Here is a 19,785-nt window from a genome sequence, read left to right on the forward strand (position 1 = left end):
GGCCGGGGTCAGTCCCTGGTCGGCAGCTCGATCACAAACCGGGTCCAGGCACTGCCTGATTCGCAATGAATCTGCCCGCCATGGGCGCGGATGATCGACTGGGTAATCGCCAGCCCCAACCCCGCATGTTCACTGCTGCCTTCACGGCGCGCCGGATCGGCGCGATAGAAACGGTCGAACAGGCGCGGCAGCAGTTCCGGGGCAATCCCCGTGCCGCTGTTCTCTATGCTCAGTCGCAGCCCGCCAGGTGTCTCCTCGATGCTTACCCGAACCCGCCCTCCGGCCGGGGTGAAGCGCAGAGCATTGTCCAGCAGGTTGGACAGGGCCCGCCGCAGCATGCTGCGGTCGCCATTCAGGCGCGCCGTGCCTTCGCGGGTCAGGCTGACCTGCACGTCTTCCGCCAGGGGGGCGTAAAACTCCAGCAGCATGTCGGCCTCGTCCGCCAGCTCCAGGGCTTCACGCCGTGGGGTCAGCAGGCCGTGGTCGGCCTTGGCCAGGTACAGCATGTCGTTGACCAGTTGCGCCATCCATTGCAGCTCTTCGAGGTTGCTGTGCAGCGCTTCGCGGTAATCTTCCAGCGCGCGCGGGCGGGTGAGGGTGACCTGGGTGTGGGTCAGCAGGTTGGACAGCGGCGTGCGCAGCTCATGGGCAATGTCGGCAGAAAAGGCCGATAGCCGCTGAAATGAATCATCCAGGCGCCCGAGCATGTCATTGAAGGTGCGCGCCAGATTGGCCAGTTCGGCGGGCATCTGGTCCTGGGGCAGGCGTTGGGTCAGCGAGCTGGCAGACACCCCGGCGGCGACTTCACTCATACGCCGCAATGGGCGCAGGCCGCTGCGGGCAGCCCAGGCGCCGAGCACCGCAGTGGCCAGCGCCGAGAGGCCCACGGTCAGCCAGATCAGGTGTTGCATGCGCTGCAGGAAATGCTGGTGATGGGTGATGTCGAGCATCAGGGTCAATGTGGCCGAGTGCGGATTGTCCGGTTCTAGCGCGACGCTGTACACGCGGTAGGCGTTGTCTGCGTCATGCAGGCTGTGCAAGTTGCCGTCCATCGGCGCGGGCATGCTCAGGTTCGCGGCGCTGTCGAACCAGGTTTGCTCGTCCGGACCCTGGACGCGCAGCGCCAGGTCTGGCTGATGGCTGAGCTCAGCCTGCAACTGATGCTTGCGCTCGGCAAACCGCTGGATGTCACTGGCGCCTTGCAGTGCGCTACGCAAGGTCATCAGCTTGCTGTCCAGTAATTGCTGGTCGAGTTCGATGAAGTGGGCTTCACTGGCGCGGCTGAACAGCACCCCGGCGAGCAGCGAAACCACGGCGGTGCACGCTGCAAACAGCAGCGCCAGGCGGCCACTCAACGACAGCCGGCGCATCAGGCCTGGCGCTCTTCAAGCACATAGCCCATGCCGCGCACGGTGTGGATCAGCTTGTTGGGGTAGTCGTCATCGATCTTCAGGCGCAGGCGCCGAATCGCGACTTCGATGACGTTGGTGTCGCTGTCGAAATTCATGTCCCAGACCTGGGAGGCGATCAGTGATTTGGGCAACACCTCGCCCTGGCGTCGCAGGAGCATTTCCAGCAGGGAGAATTCTTTGGCGGTCAGGTCGATGCGCTGGCCGTCGCGTTCGACTCTGCGGCGGATCAAGTCCAGGCGCAGGTCGGCCAGTTGCAGGCTGGTTTCCTGCGGGGCGGCGCTGCCACGTCGCAGCAGGCTGCGGACCCGGGCCAGCAGTTCAGAGAAGGCAAAGGGTTTGACTAGGTAGTCGTCGGCCCCCAGTTCCAGGCCGTGGACCCGGTCTTGCACGGCATCGCGGGCGGTGAGGAACAGTACCGGCGTATCGAGCCCGGCGGCGCGCACGGCCTGGAGAATCTGCCAGCCGTCGCGCCCCGGCAGCATCACGTCAAGGATCAACAGTGCGTAATCGCCGGTCAGCGCCAGATGTTGGCCGCTGGTGCCGTCGGCCACCAGCTCGGTACAGAAGCCGGCCTCGCTCAGGCCCTGGCGCAAGTAATGGCCGGTTTTCGGTTGGTCTTCGACGATCAGCAGTTTCATGGGCGACTCGTGGCAAACGTAACGGCTGCTTTATACCTTGGGTGGTTGCAAGGTGGCGCAAGCTGACAAAGTTGTAATCTAGCAGTCAGCTGGCTGGCAGCGGCGCGGCGTTAGAGTTTCCCACAAGCTGAATGTAATCGTGTTGGAGTGTGACTATGGCGTTGGCAAGAAAGCACCTTTTAACCCCGCTGCTAGTGGCCGGCTGTTTGCTGGTCTTGAGTGGCCCGGCACCGGCTTCGCCGGCCCAGGGCTATGATTTCGGCCAGCCGGCCGCTGCATCCAAGGCTACACGCACGGTGGAAGTGGTGATGGGGGATATGTCGTTCGATCCCAAGGCGCTGCAGATCAGGGCCGGTGAGACCGTGCGTTTTGTGCTGATCAACAAGGGGCAGTTGCTGCACGAGTTCAACCTGGGCAATGCGGCGATGCACGCCGAACACCAGCAGGAAATGCTCAAGATGCAGCAGAGCGGAATGCTCACCCCTACGGCCATGAACAGCATGCCCGCCGGGGCCATGGACCATTCAGCCATGGGCCATGGGTCGATGCCGGGCATGGATCATCAGGCCGTGATGAAACACGACGACCCCAACAGCGTGCTGGTGGAGCCGGGCAAGACTGCGGAATTGACCTGGACCTTCAGCAAGGCCGGCAGCCTGGAGTTCGCCTGCAATATCCCGGGGCATTATCAGGCGGGCATGGTCGGCAAGCTGACCGTCAGCCAGTAAGCGCCGGGGGCTCAAGGCGCGAGCAAAGGCTGGTAGAATCGCCTGATTCTTCAGTCAGGTTTCCGCCATGCATCCCGCAGCCGAACATTCGCCGCTGGGCAAGTCCAGTGAATACGTCTCTACCTACACCCCGTCCTTGCTGTTCCCGATTCCACGGGCGGCCAAGTGGGCCGAGCTGGGCCTGAGCGCCGAGACCCTGCCTTATAAGGGCGTGGACTTCTGGAATTGCTTCGAGCTGTCCTGGTTGCTGCCTTCTGGCAAGCCCGTGGTGGCGATCGGCGAGTTCAGCATTCCCGCGGACTCGCCGAATATCATCGAATCCAAGTCGTTCAAGCTCTACCTCAATTCGCTGAACCAGACGTCGTTCGCCGATCGCCAGAGCCTCGAGGAAACCCTGCGCCGCGATTTGTCGGCCGCTGCCGGCAAGCCGGTGGGGGTGCGTGTTCGCAGCTTGGGCGAGGTCGAGGCCGAAGGCGTGGTGGCGTTACCCGGGACCTGCATCGACGAGTTGGATATCAGTGTCAGCAGTTATGAGCATCCGCGTCCGGAGCTGCTGCGCTGCGATCCGTCACGTGTCATTGAAGAGAGCGTGCACAGCCATCTGCTGAAATCCAACTGCCCGGTCACCAGCCAACCGGACTGGGGCAGTGTGGTGGTGGAGTACCGCGGTGCGGCGCTGGACCATGCGAGTTTGCTGGCGTACCTGGTGAGCTTCCGCCAGCACTCGGATTTCCACGAGCAGTGCGTGGAGCGGATCTTCCTTGACCTGCAGCGCCTGTTGCAGCCGGAGAAGCTGACGGTCTATGCGCGCTACGTGCGCCGTGGCGGGCTGGATATCAACCCGTACCGCAGCACCGAAACGGCGCAATTCCCCAACTTCAGGCTGGTGCGTCAGTAATAAAAAGCCCCGCTTATTGAGCGGGGCTTTTTTGTTTGATGCCGTTCAGATTCCGATGTTGCCGAGGGTCTGCACAATGTTGCGCAAGGTTCCGGCAATGGCGGGGTGTTCAAGCTCGAAGCGTTCGACGGCAAGGTTGACGCCGTCGGCGAGGCTGGAGTCCTGGGTGGCATTCTCGAGTTTGATTTCCAGTTCGATCTGTTGCATCAGATCTTGCAGATTGTCGCGCTCGGCTTGCGAAAGCGGAGGGTTCTGCTCCAATTGCTCGCGCAGGGTATCGAGTTGTTCTTGCAGTTCGCGGGCAGGCATGGCGTTCTCCCTTTATTGATAGGCACAGGCATGGACCGCGGCACTGAGCTAAAGGTCCATGGCCAGGCTGTTAGAGTAATCCACTCCCACGTGCGCTGCATGATCTCGATCAACGAGGGTATGTCAGGGTTTTTCGCCCTTTTGCCGGCGCAGGCCGATGTCTGCCAGGCAGGTGGAAAGCTCCCCCAGATGGTCGATCACCGAATGCACGCCGAGGCCGAACAACTGCATGGTTGCCCTGCCGCGCTTGAGTTCGCGTTCCTGCTGGCTCAAGGCCTGCCACTCGGCCGGAGCCAGGCCGCATAGCGAGCCGCAGGATGCCAGACCGATGGTCCAGAGACCGGCGTTCAAACCGGATTGCAGGAGTCGCGGTTCGCCGCTGACCAGCACGCAGCCGTCCAGCCGAGTGACATTCAGCGCCATCAGCGCCTGCCAGCAGGCATCCGGGGCGGGCCATTGGGTGGGGTTGGCGATGGTCGGTTGGATCCACGGCGGCAGCGCCGCCGCCAATTGCTGACTGACATCGCCAGGCAGTTCATCGAGCCAGGCGCAGGGGATCCCTTGATGCTTGAGGTTGCCCAGGGCCTCCAGTGCGCCGGGCGTGGCATGGCTGTGGGCACGTTTGGGCGCGCGATGGGTCTGGGCGCCAAAGTCCACCAGGCAACCGCTAAGGCCGAACAACACGGCGGTCAAAGTGGGAGAGGGCAGGGGTAAGGCGTCAGCGTTCGGCATATCAACGTCCTTGAAATAGCCGCAAGGCTAGCGGGCCCTGATGACGGTTGGGTGACAGCCCGGTGAATGGCAAGTCGTGCTTGAGGCATCAACTTGGCGTGCGCAATGCTGCCTAAACGTCGCCATCCGTTTTATACTGAGCCGCTTAACGCCAGGGCATAGCCCCCGCGACAGAACAATCCAAGGAGTTTCTGCTATGCGCTGGAGCAGTCATCTAGTTCAGCTATGCGTGTGTGCCGGTGTGATGTTGGTGCCGTTTGCGGCCCAGGCCGCTGAAGATGATCCATGGGAAAGCATCAACCGCCCGATCTTCACCTTCAACGATAAACTCGACACCTATGCCCTCAAGCCACTGGCTCAAGGCTACCAGGCGATTACCCCGCAGTTTCTGGAAGATGGTATTCACAACTTCTTCCGCAATATCGGTGACGTCGGCAATCTGGCCAACGACCTCCTTCAGGTCAAGCCGCGCGCGGCCGGCGTCGACACCGCACGCCTGCTGATGAACACCACCTTGGGTCTGGCCGGGTTTTTCGATGTCGGCACCAAGATGGGCCTGCAGCGCAACGACGAAGACTTCGGCCAGACCCTTGGTTACTGGGGCATGCCTAGCGGCCCATACGTGATGCTGCCGTTCTTCGGGCCCAGCACTGTGCGTGACGCGCCGGCCAAGTATGTGGACAGCTACACCGAACCCTACCGCTACATGAATGACATCCCGGCGCGCAATATGGCGATCGGCCTGGATATCATCGATACGCGCGCCAGCCTGCTGTCGGCCGAGAAGCTGATCAACGGCGACAAGTACACCTTTATTCGCAATGCCTACCTGCAGAACCGCGAATTCAAGGTCAAGGATGGCCAGGTTGAAGACGACTTCTAATCTTTGGCGTTAACTGAAAAAAGGCGGCCATTGGGCCGCCTTTTTCGTGGGCGAGGGTTCAGTTCATCTTAAGGATTGTAAGGCCAAGTTTCTGAGTGTGGTCCTGAAGCTCGGTGACCCAGACCACTTCGGTCTCTGCTTCCAGCCCTCTGAGCGCCGTATGCTCGGAGTCGATACGCACGCTGAGCCGATCACCGACCTTGAACGAGCGTGTCGCCTGAACCTGCATCCCGCTGCTGGAAAGGTCGATACAGACGGCTGGAATCACTTGCCCCTGATGAATCAGCGTGACCTCTGCATCCACGCGCATGCGAATGTAATCGCGCTTTTCACTGTAGTCCCGTTCGTTTTGGCTCATGGGTTCCGTCCTGCGATTACGTTGCGGTTTTGCCTGTTCTTATAACTCCCGGTGATTTGCGGTGTAAAGACGCCAGGCGACCATCGGCGTGAGCTTGAAACGCCCCGCGGATGGGAGTACCGTCTGCGCCTTAGAAGGGCACCTCTGTTGGACGAGCGTGCAGGGCTCCGAGCCTTGGCTCCAACTCCAGAGTGGCTAGAAAGCGAATCCAGTAGTGTGCGCCGGGTCTCAGCCTCGCCGCCTACGCCAACCTAATTCTGGCGCCGTTTGCCCACATGCAAAAAACCAGTGCCACGCTGCTGATAATCGATGACGACGAAGTAGTGCGCGCGAGCCTCGCGGCCTATTTGGAAGACAGTGGCTTCAGCGTCCTTCAGGCCGGCAACGGCCAGCAGGGTCTTCAGGTATTCGAGCAAGAGAAGCCCGACTTGGTGATCTGCGATCTGCGCATGCCGCAGATGGGCGGCCTCGAACTTATCCGTCAGGTAACCGACATCGCACCGCAAACGCCGGTGATCGTGGTATCGGGTGCGGGCGTGATGAATGACGCGGTCGAAGCATTGCGTCTTGGTGCGGCGGATTACCTGATCAAACCGTTGGAAGATCTGGCGGTGCTCGAGCACTCGGTGCGTCGGGCCCTGGATCGTGCGCGGTTGCTGCTTGAAAACCAGCGTTACCGCGAGAAGCTTGAAGCCGCCAACCGCGAGCTTGAAGCCAGCCTGAATCTGTTGCAGGAAGATCAGAATGCCGGGCGCCAGGTGCAGATGAATATGCTGCCGGTCAGCCCCTGGTCGATTGATGAGTTCAACTTCGCCCATCAGATCATCCCGTCGTTGTACCTGTCGGGGGATTTTGTCGACTACTTCAGGGTCGACGAGCGCCGGGTTGCTTTCTACCTGGCGGACGTTTCCGGTCATGGCGCCTCGTCAGCATTCGTTACTGTCCTGTTGAAGTTCATGACCACGCGCTTGTTGTTTGAGTCCAAGCGCAATGGCACATTGCCAGAATTCAAGCCTTCGGAAGTCCTTGGCCATATCAACCGTGGCCTTATCAGCTGTAAGCTGGGTAAACACGTCACTATGGTCGGTGGAGTCATCGACGAGGAGACCGGTTTGTTGACCTATAGCATTGGCGGACACCTGCCATTGCCTGTGTTGTACACGCCAAGCAGTGTGCGTTACCTGGAAGGGCGCGGTCTGCCGGTGGGCTTGTTCACTGAAGCCACCTATGAAGACCACATCCTGGAATTGCCGCCGACCTTCAGCCTGACGCTGATGTCTGATGGCATTCTGGACCTTTTGCCAGAACCCACACTCAAAGAGAAAGAAGCCGCCTTGCCTGAACGGGTAAGAACGGCAGGCGGCAGCCTGGATGGTCTGCGGCAGGTTTTTGGATTGGCCACGCTAGGGGAGATGCCGGATGATATCGCCCTGTTGGTGTTGAGCAGGAATCTTTAATGAGTACCGGTAGAATCCAGTTCGCCGAGCAGGACGGCACCTTTGTCCTGAAGTTCGTCGGTGAAGTACGCCTGACCCTGTGTTCGGCGTTGGATGCGACTATTGAGCGGATTTTCACGGCGCTGAACTTCTCGGCCATCGTGATCGATCTGACCGAAACCCGCAGCATCGACAGCACCACCCTTGGCCTGCTGGCCAAATTGTCGATCCTGTCGCGGCAGAAGGTCGGTCTGTTGCCGACGGTCGTCACCACCCACGAAGACATCACACGTCTGTTGCAGTCGATGGGCTTCGATCAGGTGTTCAACATCGTTGATCGTCCGATTCCCTGCCCGGAATGCCTGACTGATCTGCCGTCTCAGGATCAGTCGGAAGAAGTGGTGCGGATCAAGGTGCTGGAAGCGCACAAGATCCTCATGGGGCTCAACGACTCCAACCGCGAAGCCTTTCACGACCTGGTGAATGCGTTGGAGCGTCACTGATCGATTAAGGCGCCAGGCGCATAAAAAAGGGCGAACCCTCACGGGTTCGCCCTTTTTTGCTTGGGCGTGGATCAGTTCACAGCTTGGCGGCCAGCAGGGCTTCCAGTTTCTCCTGGTCGCGGGCGAATTGGCGAATGCCTTCGGCGAGTTTCTCTGTGGCCATGGCATCCTCGTTCGAGGCCCAGCGGAACTGCGACTCAGTCAAGCTCTGGCGGGCTTCGCCTGCTGCGCCCGGGGCCAGCTTGCGTTCCAGCTTGCCGTTGTCGGCAGCCAGTTTCTCGATCAGGTCCGGGCTGATGGTCAGGCGATCACAGCCGGCCAGTTGCTCAATCTGGTTCAGGTTGCGGAAGCTGGCGCCCATGACCACGGTCTTGTAGTCGTTGGCTTTGTAGTAGTTGTAGATACGGGTTACCGACTGCACACCCGGATCGTCGGAACCGCTGTAGTCGGTGCCGTTGGCTTTCTTGTACCAGTCGTAGATGCGGCCTACGAAGGGGGAAATCAGGAACACCCCGGCTTCGGCGCAGGCGACGGCCTGGGCGAAGGAGAACAGCAGGGTCAAGTTGGTCTGGATACCTTCGCGCTCCAGCTTCTCGGCGGCGCGGATACCTTCCCAGGTGGAGGCGATCTTGATCAGCACCCGATCGCGGCCAATCCCGGCTTTTTCATACAGCCCGATCAGGCGATGGGCGCGTTCCAGCATGGCATCAGTGTCGAACGACAGGCGTGCGTCCACTTCGGTAGAAATGCGCCCCGGAATCACTTTCAGGATTTCCTGGCCGACGGCAACGGCAAAGCGGTCGCTGGCCAAGCCCACATCGCCCTTGCAGTCGCTGACGCAGGCGTTGAGCAGTTCGGCATAACTTGGGATGGCCGCAGCCTTGAGCAGCAGCGAAGGGTTGGTGGTGGCATCCACCGGCTTGACCCGGGCAATGGCTTCGAAGTCGCCGGTATCGGCAACGACGGTAGTGATCTGTTTGAGTTGTTCCAGCTTGGAAGTCATGGGCGTGCTCTGTCCTGTGGGTCTGGTGACATTACCCGAGCGCTGACAGCGGCTCAAGGGCGCATAGGCGTATCGTCGGCTGCAGGGGCAACTCCCTGAGAACAGGCGTTTGAGTGCGCAGGCACTATGCGCTAACTACGATGCCAAAATAGCCGACAGGTTCCGGGTAATTGATCGAAGGCGGTCGCGTGGAGTGACGGCGGCCGTTCTGCTCGGGCGCAAATGGTCAGTGGGGCGGTGGATTGAGGCGGGTATCCAGGGCAAAGCGTTCTTGCTGGACCACTTCGTACAGTCCCTGGGCCAGTTGCGGGTTCATGACGATGTTCCAGCTGTGTCGGGACACCGTCGAAGGAATCAGGATAAACGGATGGCGCTCCAGCAGTTCGTCACCAAATTTCTGTTGTCCCAAGCTGGGAGTTCCGGGTATCAGCCAATTGGGGTTGGCAATCTGGCTTGGCACAATCCGTGGGACTCGGGAAGTATCGAGGATACGCGCTGCGGTCAGCACATGGGGGACACAATCAAGGGCGCGAAAGCCTTTATGCACGGCCACTTCGAGGATGGCGGTGGAAGGATCGGCAGAGCCATACACCGCTTTGACCCCTTTGGAGTTCCAGCGACCGCCGCCCAGCTCCGCACCGATACCGCTGAACCAGGTGGCGGCGTGTTCCGAGCGGTCGAGTCGCCAGAAGTACAGTTCGCTCGGCGCGAGTGGGGCAGGACTCAAGAATAAACCCCGTAGTCCATGCGGGTCAGGAAATCATCGACCAGCTCGAAGCCGACTTGGGTGGTCAGCAAATCGATGGGCGCACGGTTTTCCAGGCCAAGTGCGGGTGTGACCATCCAGTTCGCCGCCTCCTGAAGGTCGCCCAGCACACCCTCGGCCTTGCTCAATACCTTGGCCAGGCGCCAGGCACTGCTGCTTTGTTCCGAAGTGAGAGGCTCTGGATTCTTGATCCGCCGCTGCACGGTTCGCTCCGACAGGCCGATGATTTTGCCGAACACCTGCTTGTCCTTGAAGCGCGTGACCGACTGCACAAAGTTGATCACCGCGTCCGACGGAAAGCCTTTTTCAATCAGCTCATGCACCTCAAAGGCGTCATGGGCGCGAGGAGGCCGGTTGCCGAACAGCAGTTGCAGGGGCTTGGTCGGGTCTTGGGACTGGTAGTGATGGGTTTCGCTTTGAGCGGCCATGGAATCACCTCGTTTTGCCATCTGGCGAAAGTATACTGCCAAGTGGCGAAGCTGGCGAAGCTGGCGAATGCTCGCCCAGGCTTTACGCCGAACGGAAAAAGCACCAGGCGCCTGGCCTGGCGGTATTAGCGTCTGGCTCAACGCCCTTCCAGCAACAACCCTGCCTGATCCAGCAACGCCAAAGGGTCTTTGGCCTTGTGGATATCCACCGACAACAACTGGCGGAATTTACGCGCCCCCGGAAACCCGGTACCCAAGCCCAGCACATGCCGGGTGATATGGTGCATCGCGCCGCCCGCAGCCAGGTGTTCGGCTATGTAGGGGCGCAGTTGTGCCAGCGCCTCGGCGCGGGAAATCACCGGCTCTGTGCTGTCAAACAACTGCTGGTCCACTTCGGCCAGCAGGTAGGGGTTGTGATAGGCCTCACGCCCCAGCATCACCCCATCGAAGGTCTGCAAATGCTCGTGACAGGCCTCCAGGGTCTTGATTCCGCCGTTGAGGATAATCTCCAGCTCCGGGAAATCCTCCTTCAACCGCGCGGCAACGTCATAGCGCAGCGGCGGAATATCGCGATTCTCTTTGGGCGAAAGCCCCTCCAGAATCGCAATCCGGGCATGCACGGTAAAACTGGTGCAACCCGCATCCCGCACCTGGCCAACGAAATCACACAGCTCTTCATAACTGTCACGACCATTGATTCCGATGCGGTGCTTCACCGTCACCGGAATCGTCACCGCATCGCGCATTGCCTTCACGCAGTCAGCCACCAGTCCCGGATGCGCCATCAGGCACGCACCGATCATATTGTTCTGCACCCGATCACTGGGGCAGCCCACATTCAAATTCACCTCGTCGTAACCATGCTCCTGCGCCATCCGCGCGCAAGCCGCCAAATCCGCCGGTGTACTGCCACCCAGCTGCAAGGCCAGGGGATGCTCGGACGGGTTATGCCGCAGAAACCGCTCGTGATCGCCATTGAGCAGCGCACCGGTGGTGACCATCTCGGTGTAGAGCAGGGCATGTTTGGACAGGATGCGCAGGAAGTAGCGGCAGTGGCGGTCGGTCCAATCCATCATCGGCGCCACAGAAAAGCGGCGGGACGGCTCTGGCCGGGAAGGGGCTGGGTTGTTCAAAGGCATGGAATAGTGTCGCTGTGGTTCGGCTGGTGCGCAGGTGCGCGCGGGCCTGATGGGCGTAAGCAGGGCGGCGCGAAGTTTATCAGTAATTGATTGGGGACTGGCGGACCTTGGTCGGGTCCGCCAATCACGCTATATCGGTCACTTCGTCAAAGCCCCAACCCTTCCTCCACCACCGTCAGCAGGTTGTCTTCATTGAACTCCACAGGCTCCTGCTGCGGTCGCCCCGATTGCGGAGCCGTGTGAATCATCCAATGCCCTTCGCCATGATCGCTGGCGGTGCGCAGCAGGTATTTTTCCTGGCCTTTGGCATGGATGTCGATGCGTCCGGTGGCGCCCGGGATGAAGCGTGCGATGGGGTCGAAGGTGATGCTGGTGTGGTTGCCTTCGAGCACCAGTTGATCGATGGCGTAGTTGAAGGTGGCGCCGGAAGGCGTGCTCTCGAAGACCCGGGTGGCGTTGCGGCGGATGCCCAGGCCGGCCTCGGACACGGGCGTCAGCCAGGTTTCGATCTGCTGGTACAACTCGTTGACCTGGACGGGCCAGAGTTCGATGGTTTTGTCTGCGCTGGCCTCCTTGTCGGCGCGGCCTTGTTGTTTTTGCTTTAGCTTGGCAGCGAGCTCATCAGCCTTACTCATTCCGATTTCCTATCGTGTGGTGAGTGTGGGGTAGCGCCTCAAGTTACTGCACCTTGGCCTGCGCTGGCCAGTCCGCCAAGCCGACTGTTGACCGCCGGGGTTCATTTGCCCGCTATCGGCCCTTACGCTAAGCTCACCGACATCAAGGGATTTGGGCGCTGGCTCATGCCTTCCCCTTCAGGATGATGCTTTTGCCTATCCCCATTCATGACCCGCACTCCACCTCCGATGGCTCGCTGAAACGCCTCCCTCTGCTCAAGGCTGCGGTGGCATTTATCGCGACGGTTTGCCTGTGCCTGTGTGGTCTGTTGTACCTGCAGTTGGAACAGTCGCGGCGCCATGATCTGGCGATGGCGGAGGTGGTGTCGATCAACCTGACGCGCGCCATGGCGCAGCAGGCGGAAGACACCTTTATGGAGGCCGAGTTGGTGCTGACCAGCCTGGCCGAGTGGGTCCAGGCTGATGGTTATGAAGGGGCGGCGGCCGCACGATTGCACAGTACCTTTTCCCGGCGAGTGCAGGCGCTGCAACAACTGAGCGGGCTGTTCATGTTCGACAAGCATGGGCAGTGGGTGGTGACATCCTTCGATGATCTGCCGCGTGGGGAAGGGGTGGCGGACCGTGATTATTTCCGCTTCCACCAGCAGAATGCCTCGTTGCTGGTGCATATCGGCCCGGCGATTCGCAGTCGGGAAAACGGCGAGTGGATCATTCCCCTGTCGCGCCGGATCAACGATAAGCAGGGCAACTTCCAGGGCGTGCTGATGGCCGGGATCAAGTTGGCTTACTTCGATCAGTTCTTCAAAAGTTTCAATATCGATGACGACGGCACGATGTTCCTGGCCTTGTCCGATGGCACCTTGTTGACGCGTCGGCCTTTTGAAGAGCGGCAGATCGGTGCTTCGCTGAGCCGTGGCGAAATTTTCCAGAAGTATTTGCCCAACTCGCTCTACGGCAACGCGATGATCACCTCGGTAGTGGATGGCGTGGTCAGGTTGTATGGCTATCGGCAGCTGGAGGCCTACCCGCTGGTGGTGGCCGCCGCAACGTCAAGGGATGCGATCCTCAAGGGGTGGTACGCCACGGCTTATCAGTCCAGCGTGATTGTGGCCCTGGTGGTGCTCGGTATCGGCTTGTTCGGCTGGGTGTTTGTGCATCAGGTGCGTGACGGCCAGCGTATCGAGGCTGACCTGCGCAAGGCTCAGGAGGCGCTGGAGGTGATTGCCACCCATGACAGCCTGACCGGGCTGGCCAACCGGCGGCTGTTCGAGCGGGCCCTGGAAATCGAGTTCGGGCGCGGAGCGCGCCAGTCAAGCCCGCTGAGCCTGATCATGCTCGATATCGATTACTTCAAAAGCTACAACGACACCTACGGCCACGTCGCGGGAGACCATTGCCTGACCGAAGTGGCGCAGGTCTTGAAAAACTGCTGCCAGCGCAAGGCCGACCTGGCGGTGCGCTACGGTGGCGAAGAATTCGCGGTGCTGTTGCCGGACACTGATATCCAGGGCGCCCTGACCATCGCCGAGCAGATTCGCCTCCGGGTCATGGAGCAAAATATCGAGCACGGTGGTTCTCCCACGGGTCGCCTGACGGTGAGCCTGGGCTGCTACGCCTTTGTGCCTCGAGGGGCGGACAGTATCGAGGCCTTTATCCAGCGCGCGGACGCAGCGCTGTATCAGGCCAAGAAGGGAGGGCGCAACCGGGTGGAGGTGCTGTCCATGGAAGAGGCGGCCGCGCCACTGCTGCGTTCTGACCGCTAGCCCTGTCCCTCCACCTGCTGCGCGAGTCTGCTTTCCAGTTGTCGGCGTACTGCGGGCCATTCATCGTCAATGATGCTGAAACGCACCGAGTTGCGCTTGCGGCCGTCGGGCATGATCCGCTCATGGCGCACGATGCCTTCCTGTTGGGCCCCGAGGCGCAGGATGGCCTGGCGCGATTTCTGGTTGATTTCGTCAGTGGTGAATTGCACCCGTACGCAGTCCAGGGATTCGAAGGCGTAGCGCAGCATCAGGTACTTGGCCTCGGTGTTGACGAAGGTTCGCTGCCAGCGGCTGGCGATCCAGGTACTGCCGATTTCCAGCTTGCGGTGCTGACGGTCGACCTTCCAGAAACGCGTGCAGCCGATCACCTGACCGGTGGTTTTCAGCACCGTGACGTAGGGCAGTACCGTTCCGGCATCCCGCCCGCTCAAGGCCTGTGCGATGTAGGAGTGGACCGTATCCCGCGAAGGCACCACGGTGAATGGCAGGTTCCACAGCTCGCCATCTTGCGCGGCGTCGACCAGGGCCTCGGCGTCGCTGGGCAGCAGCGGGCGCAGGATGATTCGCGGGCCTTCCAGGGTTTGCATGCGGGGCCTTCTAATTCGGGGGCGGGCAGACGGTATTACAGGCAAGCGCGGTGGCCTTGGCAAGATCCAATCCAGGGCCAATGCCATAAAACTGATTGGCTAAATCAATTGTCGAGCCGTGCCCGTTATGACTTATACATAGCCCGCGATTCCCAAGACTGGCCCGCCATACCTTCGTAATACCTTGTGGACAAGGACCGCACTATGAGCCAACCCGCTGTGATGGACTTCGACCTCTACCTGCACCAGCTCGGCTTCGATGCCGCACCCGCGCCGACCCTGGACACCTTGCGCCGGCTGCAACTGCGCCACACCAGCACCTTTGCCTTCGAAAGCCTGTCGACCCTGCTGCGGCTGCCGGTGCCCATCGATTTGCCGACGGTCGAGAAAAAAATCCTGCATGACGGCCGTGGCGGCTATTGCTACGAGCTCAATCAGATGTACCTGGCACTGCTGCAGCATCTCGGGTTCCAGGCCCGGGGCATTACCGGGCGCGTGGTGCTGGGCGGGCCGGAAGATGCCCTGACTTCGCGCACCCATCGCCTGGCGCTGGTGACCCTCGACGACGTGCAGTATTCGGTGGATGTCGGTTTTGGCGGCATGGTGCCAACTGCTCCGCTGCGCCTGGACACCGATGCGGAGCAGGCCACGCCCCACGAGCCGTACTGCATCGTCCGGCGCGATAGCGGTTATGCCTTGCGCGCCAAGGTCATGGGCGAGTGGCGACCCATGTATGTGTTCGATCTGCAGGTGCAGGGCGACGCCGACTACGAGATGGGCAACTGGTACGTCTCGACCCACAGCCGCTCGCCATTTCTCGGGCAATTGAAAGCCGCGCTGACCGGTGACGGCTGGCGCCGGACGCTCAACAACGGCAGTTATGCCCTGCACCGCATGGGCCAGCCCAGCGAGCGGCGACAGATCAGCGATGCGGATGAACTGCTCGACTTGCTGCAGCGCGAGTTTCGGATCCGCTTGCCGCAGCACCCGGCGTTGCGCGAGGTGGTTGCGCAACTGATCAGCGAACCCGCGGCGGTGTGACTGACACTGCGCTGGCGGACGCCTCCAGTCGCTCTCGGCCCTAAGGGTCTTCAGCGTAGGCGTCGACGCGCAGGTAGATAAAGTCGATGTCCTGCAGTGCTTCACGACGGTTGACCGGGGTTTCTCCTGAGCCCATGAAGACCGAGTAACCGATTCCGGTATGCGGATCGCGGAAGAAGCCCGGGGGCGCATCCCAGATGCAGCAGGAGCGGCGCAGCGGCTTCATGGCGAAGCGTTCGGCGGCATAGCGCTCAGCGTTGTACACCTCGCGCCCCGGCAGGCGGTAGGTGGCCCGGAACGGGGCGCCCTGGAGCTCGGGCTCCTGATGACACTCGAGAAACTCCAGGTAGGCAGGCTTGCCGCCAGCATTCGCCAGAAAGTCATCGCAGCTCAGTTCTGCGTGGGCGCTACTGATCAGCAGCAGGAGCGCCACCGGCAGCCAGCGGGTCCATGTACGTCGGTTCAATGTGGGGTTTCCTGGGCCGGGGCCCTTACCAGGGGTCGAATGTCCATTTCCCGCTTTTACGGTCCAGGCGCCGGCAGCGCATGCCCAATCGCGGGCTGACCAGGGGCCAGTGCCGGAGGCGCAGGGTGAAATAAAAGCGGTAGTGCTCAAGTCCTTCGATGGTCAGGTAAAAGTGCCGATCATCCTGCCACGCCACCTCTTCCAGGTAATACGAGCTGTACCAGCGTGTCAGCGTGCGGTGGGCCAATACCCGTTGCAAGTCGAGGCTGACCAGCACCACAAGGACAGCTTCTTCGACCCAGTAGTCGAGCTCGGTAATCAGCACATAGCCCAGTGCGGTCTGGTACTGACGCCGCAGTAGCCGGCCCGGAATACGCAGCGCGGACACTTGCCCGTCGACGATCAGGAGCGCATCGGCGGGGTCGGTCTGCGGCGAGCCATGGTGGGGCTGCAGGGCGAATCGTTCGATCGTTTGCATGAGTCGAGGCGAAGAGGGCGAGGCGGCATTCTAGCAGGGCTCAGCAGCCAGTGATTTATATCCTGGGCCCGGATCGTTGCTCGTCCGGAGCCACTTGGACGGGAGTTGCGAAGCATCAGTGGGGTGTTATGGCACAAAATCCGTCCTGTATTGTCCGACAAACTGTATACAATTGTATGGACAGTTGTCTTGGATGTTGAATACAGTGTGCCCATAACAAAAACAGGGAACCCCAAACCATGACTACCCCCCTCGATTCACAGCAGCGCCCGGAAGATGAAAACCTGGGTCTGGGCGCCAACATGGCCTACGGCCTGCAACACGTGCTGACCATGTACGGTGGCATCGTTGCGGTACCGCTGATTGTCGGCCAGGCGGCCGGGCTGTCTGCGGCGGAAATCGGTCTGCTGATCGCTGCGTCGTTGTTCGCAGGGGGGCTGGCAACCTTGCTGCAAACCCTGGGCATTCCATTCTTTGGCTGCCGTTTGCCGCTGGTTCAGGGGGTGTCCTTCGCCGGCGTCTCGACCATGGTGGCGATTGTCAGCAGTGGCGGCGAAGGTGGTTTTCAGTCGGTGTTGGGGGCGGTGATCGCCGCTTCGTTGATCGGGCTGCTGATTACTCCGGTGTTCTCGCGTATCACCAAGTTTTTCCCACCGTTGGTGACCGGCATTGTCATCACCACCATCGGCCTGACGCTGATGCCGGTGGCCGCGCGCTGGGCCATGGGCGGCAACAGCCGGGCGGCGGATTTCGGCAGCATGTCCAATATCGGCCTGGCGGCAATCACCCTGGTGCTGGTGCTGCTGTTGAGCAAAATCGGCAGTGCGACCATTTCTCGCCTGTCGATCCTGCTGGCGATGGTGTTTGGCACGTTGATCGCGGTCATGGTCGGCATGGCGGACTTTTCCGGCGTGACCCAGGGGCCGATGTTCGGCTTGCCGACCCCCTTCCACTTCGGCATGCCCACCTTCCATCTGGCGGCGATTCTGTCGATGTGCATCGTGGTGATGGTGACACTGGTGGAGACCTCGGCCGATATTCTCGCGGTCGGTGAAATCATCAACACCAAGGTCGATTCCAAGCGCCTGGGCAACGGCTTGCGGGCCGACATGCTGTCGAGCGTGCTGGCACCGATCTTCGGTTCCTTTACCCAGAGCGCCTTTGCGCAGAACGTCGGGCTGGTGGCGGTCACCGGGGTCAAGAGCCGCTTCGTGGTGGCCACCGGCGGGGTGTTCCTGGTGATCCTCGGCCTGCTGCCATTCATGGGGCGGGTGATCGCTGCCGTACCGACCTCGGTACTCGGCGGCGCCGGTATCGTATTATTCGGCACCGTGGCGGCCAGCGGCATTCGCACCTTGTCCAAGGTCGACTATCGCAACAACGTGAACCTGATCATCGTTGCCACCTCCATTGGCTTCGGCATGATTCCGATCGCGGCACCCAACTTCTACGATCATTTCCCCAGCTGGTTCGCGACTATCTTCCATTCCGGCATCAGTTCGTCGGCGATCATGGCGATTATCCTCAACCTGACCTTCAACCATTTCACCACCGGCAACTCGGATCAGCAGTCAGTATTTGCCGCGGGCACCGAACGCACCCTGCGCTTCCAGGATCTGGCGGCGCTGCGCGAGGGCGATTACTTCAGCGATGGCAAGTTGCACGATGCCGAAGGCAATGAAGTGCCGGTGGTGGTCGAGCCGGTTGGCAAGGCGGGCGCACATGGGGGGGAAGGGCCGGCGGTCGGCCATGCCAGAAGCGCAGCCGAGACCAGCAAGGTCTAGGTGCGTCCGACAGCAGTGAAGCCTGAGCAAACCGGCGCCCCCAAGGGCGTCGGTTTTTTTGTTCATGGGGTTGCAGGCGCTTGCTGCTCGGGCGCGGGTTCGGCGTCGTCGGCATCGTTGCCACCGTAGTGGTCGCCCAGTTTCAGGCGTTTTTCTTCGACCCAGCCGCTGTAGTCCTGACCGTCCTTGGCGATGTACATCACCTGCGCCCAGCCGCTTTGGCTGGAGGCATATACCGTCAGGCTGTCACCCGGGATGACAAACAGCTTCTTGTTGATGCAGGCCGGGCTGGGAGCACTGTGGAAATACAGTCGGCCCTGGTCGATGACGGTGGCCTCCAGGGGCGGACGATAGCTGCCAGCCTCCAGGGACGCGTTGTCGCCCAGGGTGTCGCAATCAATGGTTTCGGCCTGGGCGACAGCCAGGGGCAGCAGGCTGAGCAGCAGGCAGGACGGCAGCAGGCGCAGGGATCGGTCCATCGGTGTGGGTCCAGGGCGAGGGGGCGGGTGGCGCGATAGTAGTGACAAAAGCCGAGGCTGCCCACCCCGGCTACATGCCCTTTGGCTGGCGCGTATTACTCCGTGATCTGTTGCGCCTGGTGTTGCCTGAGCAGCGAGCAGGCAAACAGCACCACCACCGCTGCGGTGGCCGCGAGGGTCAATGGCAAACCATGGGAGCCGCCGCTCATGGCGGCGCCGCTGAGCAGCGGCCCGAGCAGGCTGCCGATGCCCCATAGCAGGCCGGCACTGGCATTGGCCGTGACCAGGTCCGGGCCGCTGAATTTTTGCCCGATCAGGATGATTGCCAGGGTATACACCCCGCCGGCCGCGGCCCCGAGTACCACCAGGCTGGGCCAGAGCAGTGCCGGATAGCCGATCAGCAGCGGCAGGCCCAAGCCGATCAGCAGTGACACCAACCCGCAGCCGAGGTAGATGGCGGCGCGGCCGGTCTTGTCCGATAGCCAGCCCAGGGGAAACTGAAACACTGCGTCGCCGAGCAGAATGATGCTGACCATCAAGGCTGCGAGCTTGATGCTGTAGCCGTGGCCTGCGGCATAGACCGGGAACAGCGAGAGAATCACCGTATCGAAGAACGCGAAGAACAGGATGCCCACGCACAGGGCCGGCGCCACACGGATGAAGCCGAGCACCGAAAAGGTCTTGCTCTGGGTGTGATCGGCCAGGATGTGCTGATGGGGCAGGGTCAGCCAGATCACCGCGATGGCCAGTACGTAGCCGGCGAGAACGATGGCCAGCACCTGGGGGCCGTCGGTACCCAGCAGGGCGACCAGGCCCGGACCGATCAATTGGAACACTGTGAAGCAGGTGGTGTAGACCGCGATGATGCGCCCGCGGGTGGCCTCTTCGGCCATTTCATTGACCCAGGTTTCCCCGAGGATGATGATCAGGCCGGCGCCGAGGCCCATGACAATGCGCGCCATGCCCAGGCCATAGAGGCCGACGCCGGGAATCTCCAGCAGGGCGATGCTCAAGGCACACAGGCTGAAGCACAGCAGGTAGATCTGCCGCCGACTGAGTTTCAGGCACAGCCAGTCCACCAGGAAGGCCGAGAGCATCATCCCGGCGGCGGGCAGTGCCGACATGATGCCGATCTGTGCATTGGAGGCGCCGGCCTGGTACAGGCGTAGCGCAATCACCGGTACTGTCGAGCCGATGCTGAGGCCGACGATCGAGATGCCGAGAATAAGTGCTGCTAATAGTTTGCTGTTCATAAAAAGTGCCTGTGCCTGGGTTATCAGGCATCGAGGTTGTTCCATGGTCTGGCCGCAAGGGCCGGG

23 protein-coding genes are annotated in these 19,785 nt (G+C 61.2%); 8 read left to right on the forward strand and 15 right to left on the reverse strand.

Annotated elements, in window-relative coordinates; translation table 11 throughout:
• Positions 1 to 8 precede the first annotated feature (8 nt).
• Both MF4836_RS17035 and MF4836_RS17040 read right to left on the reverse strand, forming a co-directional pair.
• Complete coding sequence (locus MF4836_RS17035; protein ID WP_078471228.1) at positions 9 to 1,370, reverse strand: heavy metal sensor histidine kinase; 1,362 nt, start codon at positions 1,368 to 1,370, stop codon at positions 9 to 11.
• A complete protein-coding gene (locus MF4836_RS17040) occupies positions 1,370 to 2,050 on the reverse strand; it encodes a heavy metal response regulator transcription factor (protein ID WP_078471229.1) in 681 nt (226 codons plus the stop codon). Before MF4836_RS17040 ends, MF4836_RS17035 begins: the two co-directional genes overlap by 1 nt.
• 155 nt (positions 2,051 to 2,205) lie before the next feature.
• Here MF4836_RS17040 and copI point away from each other — a divergent pair, with 155 nt between their 5' ends.
• Together copI and queF are read left to right on the forward strand one after the other, a co-directional pair.
• A complete protein-coding gene (gene copI / locus MF4836_RS17045; protein WP_078471230.1) occupies positions 2,206 to 2,778 on the forward strand; it encodes a copper-resistant cuproprotein CopI in 573 nt (190 codons plus the stop codon).
• Between the two features lie 67 nt (positions 2,779 to 2,845).
• Positions 2,846 to 3,676: an NADPH-dependent 7-cyano-7-deazaguanine reductase QueF gene (queF, locus tag MF4836_RS17050; RefSeq protein WP_078471231.1), complete on the forward strand. Its 831-nt coding sequence runs from the start codon at positions 2,846 to 2,848 to the stop codon at positions 3,674 to 3,676.
• Positions 3,677 to 3,721: 45 nt separating this feature from the next.
• Here queF and MF4836_RS17055 read toward each other — a convergent pair whose 3' ends face one another.
• A complete protein-coding gene (locus tag MF4836_RS17055; protein WP_078471232.1) occupies positions 3,722 to 3,985 on the reverse strand; it encodes a DUF4404 family protein in 264 nt (87 codons plus the stop codon).
• A 123-nt stretch (positions 3,986 to 4,108) separates the two neighbouring features.
• A complete protein-coding gene (locus MF4836_RS17060) occupies positions 4,109 to 4,717 on the reverse strand; it encodes a phosphatase (protein ID WP_078471233.1) in 609 nt (202 codons plus the stop codon).
• Between the two features lie 244 nt (positions 4,718 to 4,961).
• Between MF4836_RS17060 and MF4836_RS17065 the strand changes: the two genes are divergently transcribed.
• On the forward strand, positions 4,962 to 5,600 hold the full coding sequence (locus MF4836_RS17065; protein ID WP_421547604.1) for an MlaA family lipoprotein: 639 nt from the start codon (positions 4,962 to 4,964) through the stop codon (positions 5,598 to 5,600).
• A gap of 58 nt (positions 5,601 to 5,658) precedes the next feature.
• Here MF4836_RS17065 and MF4836_RS17070 read toward each other — a convergent pair whose 3' ends face one another.
• Entirely contained in the window at positions 5,659 to 5,958 is a 300-nt protein-coding gene (locus MF4836_RS17070) for a PilZ domain-containing protein (RefSeq protein ID WP_078471235.1), read from the reverse strand.
• Positions 5,959 to 6,233: 275 nt separating this feature from the next.
• Between MF4836_RS17070 and rssB the strand changes: the two genes are divergently transcribed.
• Both rssB and rssC read left to right on the forward strand, forming a co-directional pair.
• Positions 6,234 to 7,415 (forward strand): two-component system response regulator RssB, encoded by a 1,182-nt coding sequence (gene rssB, locus MF4836_RS17080; protein ID WP_078471236.1) that lies wholly within the window; start codon positions 6,234 to 6,236, stop codon positions 7,413 to 7,415.
• Positions 7,415 to 7,897 carry an anti-sigma factor antagonist RssC gene (rssC, locus tag MF4836_RS17085; RefSeq protein ID WP_068587814.1) on the forward strand — a complete coding sequence of 161 codons (483 nt, stop codon included), beginning with the start codon at positions 7,415 to 7,417 and terminating at the stop codon, positions 7,895 to 7,897. Before rssB ends, rssC begins: the two co-directional genes overlap by 1 nt.
• A gap of 76 nt (positions 7,898 to 7,973) precedes the next feature.
• Here the strand turns inward: rssC and tal are convergent, their stop codons facing one another.
• The 5 genes from tal to MF4836_RS17110 form a co-directional block, all read right to left on the reverse strand.
• Positions 7,974 to 8,900 (reverse strand): transaldolase, encoded by a 927-nt coding sequence (tal, locus tag MF4836_RS17090; protein ID WP_078471237.1) that lies wholly within the window; start codon positions 8,898 to 8,900, stop codon positions 7,974 to 7,976.
• Positions 8,901 to 9,126: 226 nt separating this feature from the next.
• A complete protein-coding gene (locus tag MF4836_RS17095) occupies positions 9,127 to 9,627 on the reverse strand; it encodes an RES family NAD+ phosphorylase (RefSeq protein WP_078471238.1) in 501 nt (166 codons plus the stop codon).
• Positions 9,624 to 10,094 (reverse strand): type II RES/Xre toxin-antitoxin system antitoxin, encoded by a 471-nt coding sequence (gene parS, locus MF4836_RS17100; protein WP_078471239.1) that lies wholly within the window; start codon positions 10,092 to 10,094, stop codon positions 9,624 to 9,626. The genes MF4836_RS17095 and parS overlap by 4 nt, the downstream gene beginning before the upstream one ends.
• A gap of 137 nt (positions 10,095 to 10,231) precedes the next feature.
• On the reverse strand, positions 10,232 to 11,233 hold the full coding sequence (gene dusA / locus MF4836_RS17105) for a tRNA dihydrouridine(20/20a) synthase DusA (protein WP_078471240.1): 1,002 nt from the start codon (positions 11,231 to 11,233) through the stop codon (positions 10,232 to 10,234).
• 146 nt (positions 11,234 to 11,379) lie between these two features.
• Positions 11,380 to 11,868: a hypothetical protein gene (locus MF4836_RS17110; protein WP_078471241.1), complete on the reverse strand. Its 489-nt coding sequence runs from the start codon at positions 11,866 to 11,868 to the stop codon at positions 11,380 to 11,382.
• 191 nt (positions 11,869 to 12,059) lie between these two features.
• Between MF4836_RS17110 and MF4836_RS17115 the strand changes: the two genes are divergently transcribed.
• Complete coding sequence (locus MF4836_RS17115; RefSeq protein ID WP_078471242.1) at positions 12,060 to 13,631, forward strand: sensor domain-containing diguanylate cyclase; 1,572 nt, start codon at positions 12,060 to 12,062, stop codon at positions 13,629 to 13,631.
• On the opposite strand, the gene MF4836_RS17120 is transcribed toward MF4836_RS17115, so the two are convergent.
• Positions 13,628 to 14,218, reverse strand: a complete 591-nt coding sequence (locus MF4836_RS17120) for a GNAT family N-acetyltransferase (protein WP_078471243.1) — start codon at positions 14,216 to 14,218, stop codon at positions 13,628 to 13,630. The two genes, MF4836_RS17115 and MF4836_RS17120, sit on opposite strands and share 4 nt — an antisense overlap.
• A 204-nt stretch (positions 14,219 to 14,422) precedes the next feature.
• Between MF4836_RS17120 and MF4836_RS17125 the strand changes: the two genes are divergently transcribed.
• Positions 14,423 to 15,259 carry an arylamine N-acetyltransferase family protein gene (locus MF4836_RS17125; protein ID WP_078471244.1) on the forward strand — a complete coding sequence of 279 codons (837 nt, stop codon included), beginning with the start codon at positions 14,423 to 14,425 and terminating at the stop codon, positions 15,257 to 15,259.
• Positions 15,260 to 15,299: 40 nt separating this feature from the next.
• On the opposite strand, the gene MF4836_RS17130 is transcribed toward MF4836_RS17125, so the two are convergent.
• Together MF4836_RS17130 and MF4836_RS17135 are read right to left on the reverse strand one after the other, a co-directional pair.
• A complete protein-coding gene (locus MF4836_RS17130) occupies positions 15,300 to 15,725 on the reverse strand; it encodes a DUF4952 domain-containing protein (protein WP_178102958.1) in 426 nt (141 codons plus the stop codon).
• Positions 15,726 to 15,750: 25 nt separating this feature from the next.
• On the reverse strand, positions 15,751 to 16,203 hold the full coding sequence (locus MF4836_RS17135; RefSeq protein ID WP_078471245.1) for a hypothetical protein: 453 nt from the start codon (positions 16,201 to 16,203) through the stop codon (positions 15,751 to 15,753).
• Positions 16,204 to 16,442: 239 nt separating this feature from the next.
• Between MF4836_RS17135 and MF4836_RS17140 the strand changes: the two genes are divergently transcribed.
• Positions 16,443 to 17,987 (forward strand): nucleobase:cation symporter-2 family protein, encoded by a 1,545-nt coding sequence (locus MF4836_RS17140; protein ID WP_078471246.1) that lies wholly within the window; start codon positions 16,443 to 16,445, stop codon positions 17,985 to 17,987.
• Between the two features lie 62 nt (positions 17,988 to 18,049).
• Here MF4836_RS17140 and MF4836_RS17145 read toward each other — a convergent pair whose 3' ends face one another.
• Entirely contained in the window at positions 18,050 to 18,466 is a 417-nt protein-coding gene (locus MF4836_RS17145; RefSeq protein ID WP_078471247.1) for an SH3 domain-containing protein, read from the reverse strand.
• 95 nt (positions 18,467 to 18,561) lie between these two features.
• Positions 18,562 to 19,719 carry an MFS transporter gene (locus MF4836_RS17150; RefSeq protein WP_078471248.1) on the reverse strand — a complete coding sequence of 386 codons (1,158 nt, stop codon included), beginning with the start codon at positions 19,717 to 19,719 and terminating at the stop codon, positions 18,562 to 18,564.
• Positions 19,720 to 19,785: the final 66 nt, after the last annotated feature.

Source organism: Pseudomonas sp. MF4836 (genome assembly GCF_002018875.1).
In the GTDB taxonomy this organism is placed as follows: domain Bacteria; phylum Pseudomonadota; class Gammaproteobacteria; order Pseudomonadales; family Pseudomonadaceae; genus Aquipseudomonas.

Bases quoted from the DNA above. Each gene is read 5' to 3' on its own strand.
- MF4836_RS17035 (WP_078471228.1), bottom strand. From the start codon at position 1,370: ATGCGCCGGCTGTCGTTGAGTGGCCGCCTGGCGCTGCTGTTTGCAGCG.
- MF4836_RS17040 (WP_078471229.1), bottom strand. From the start codon at position 2,050: ATGAAACTGCTGATCGTCGAAGACCAACCGAAAACCGGCCATTACTTG.
- copI (WP_078471230.1), top strand. From the start codon at position 2,206: ATGGCGTTGGCAAGAAAGCACCTTTTAACCCCGCTGCTAGTGGCCGGC.
- queF (WP_078471231.1), top strand. From the start codon at position 2,846: ATGCATCCCGCAGCCGAACATTCGCCGCTGGGCAAGTCCAGTGAATAC.
- MF4836_RS17055 (WP_078471232.1), bottom strand. From the start codon at position 3,985: ATGCCTGCCCGCGAACTGCAAGAACAACTCGATACCCTGCGCGAGCAA.
- MF4836_RS17060 (WP_078471233.1), bottom strand. From the start codon at position 4,717: ATGCCGAACGCTGACGCCTTACCCCTGCCCTCTCCCACTTTGACCGCC.
- MF4836_RS17065 (WP_421547604.1), top strand. From the start codon at position 4,962: ATGTTGGTGCCGTTTGCGGCCCAGGCCGCTGAAGATGATCCATGGGAA.
- MF4836_RS17070 (WP_078471235.1), bottom strand. From the start codon at position 5,958: ATGAGCCAAAACGAACGGGACTACAGTGAAAAGCGCGATTACATTCGC.
- rssB (WP_078471236.1), top strand. From the start codon at position 6,234: ATGCAAAAAACCAGTGCCACGCTGCTGATAATCGATGACGACGAAGTA.
- rssC (WP_068587814.1), top strand. From the start codon at position 7,415: ATGAGTACCGGTAGAATCCAGTTCGCCGAGCAGGACGGCACCTTTGTC.
- tal (WP_078471237.1), bottom strand. From the start codon at position 8,900: ATGACTTCCAAGCTGGAACAACTCAAACAGATCACTACCGTCGTTGCC.
- parS (WP_078471239.1), bottom strand. From the start codon at position 10,094: ATGGCCGCTCAAAGCGAAACCCATCACTACCAGTCCCAAGACCCGACC.
- dusA (WP_078471240.1), bottom strand. From the start codon at position 11,233: ATGCCTTTGAACAACCCAGCCCCTTCCCGGCCAGAGCCGTCCCGCCGC.
- MF4836_RS17110 (WP_078471241.1), bottom strand. From the start codon at position 11,868: ATGAGTAAGGCTGATGAGCTCGCTGCCAAGCTAAAGCAAAAACAACAA.
- MF4836_RS17120 (WP_078471243.1), bottom strand. From the start codon at position 14,218: ATGCAAACCCTGGAAGGCCCGCGAATCATCCTGCGCCCGCTGCTGCCC.
- MF4836_RS17125 (WP_078471244.1), top strand. From the start codon at position 14,423: ATGAGCCAACCCGCTGTGATGGACTTCGACCTCTACCTGCACCAGCTC.
- MF4836_RS17135 (WP_078471245.1), bottom strand. From the start codon at position 16,203: ATGCAAACGATCGAACGATTCGCCCTGCAGCCCCACCATGGCTCGCCG.
- MF4836_RS17140 (WP_078471246.1), top strand. From the start codon at position 16,443: ATGACTACCCCCCTCGATTCACAGCAGCGCCCGGAAGATGAAAACCTG.
- MF4836_RS17145 (WP_078471247.1), bottom strand. From the start codon at position 18,466: ATGGACCGATCCCTGCGCCTGCTGCCGTCCTGCCTGCTGCTCAGCCTG.
- MF4836_RS17150 (WP_078471248.1), bottom strand. From the start codon at position 19,719: ATGAACAGCAAACTATTAGCAGCACTTATTCTCGGCATCTCGATCGTC.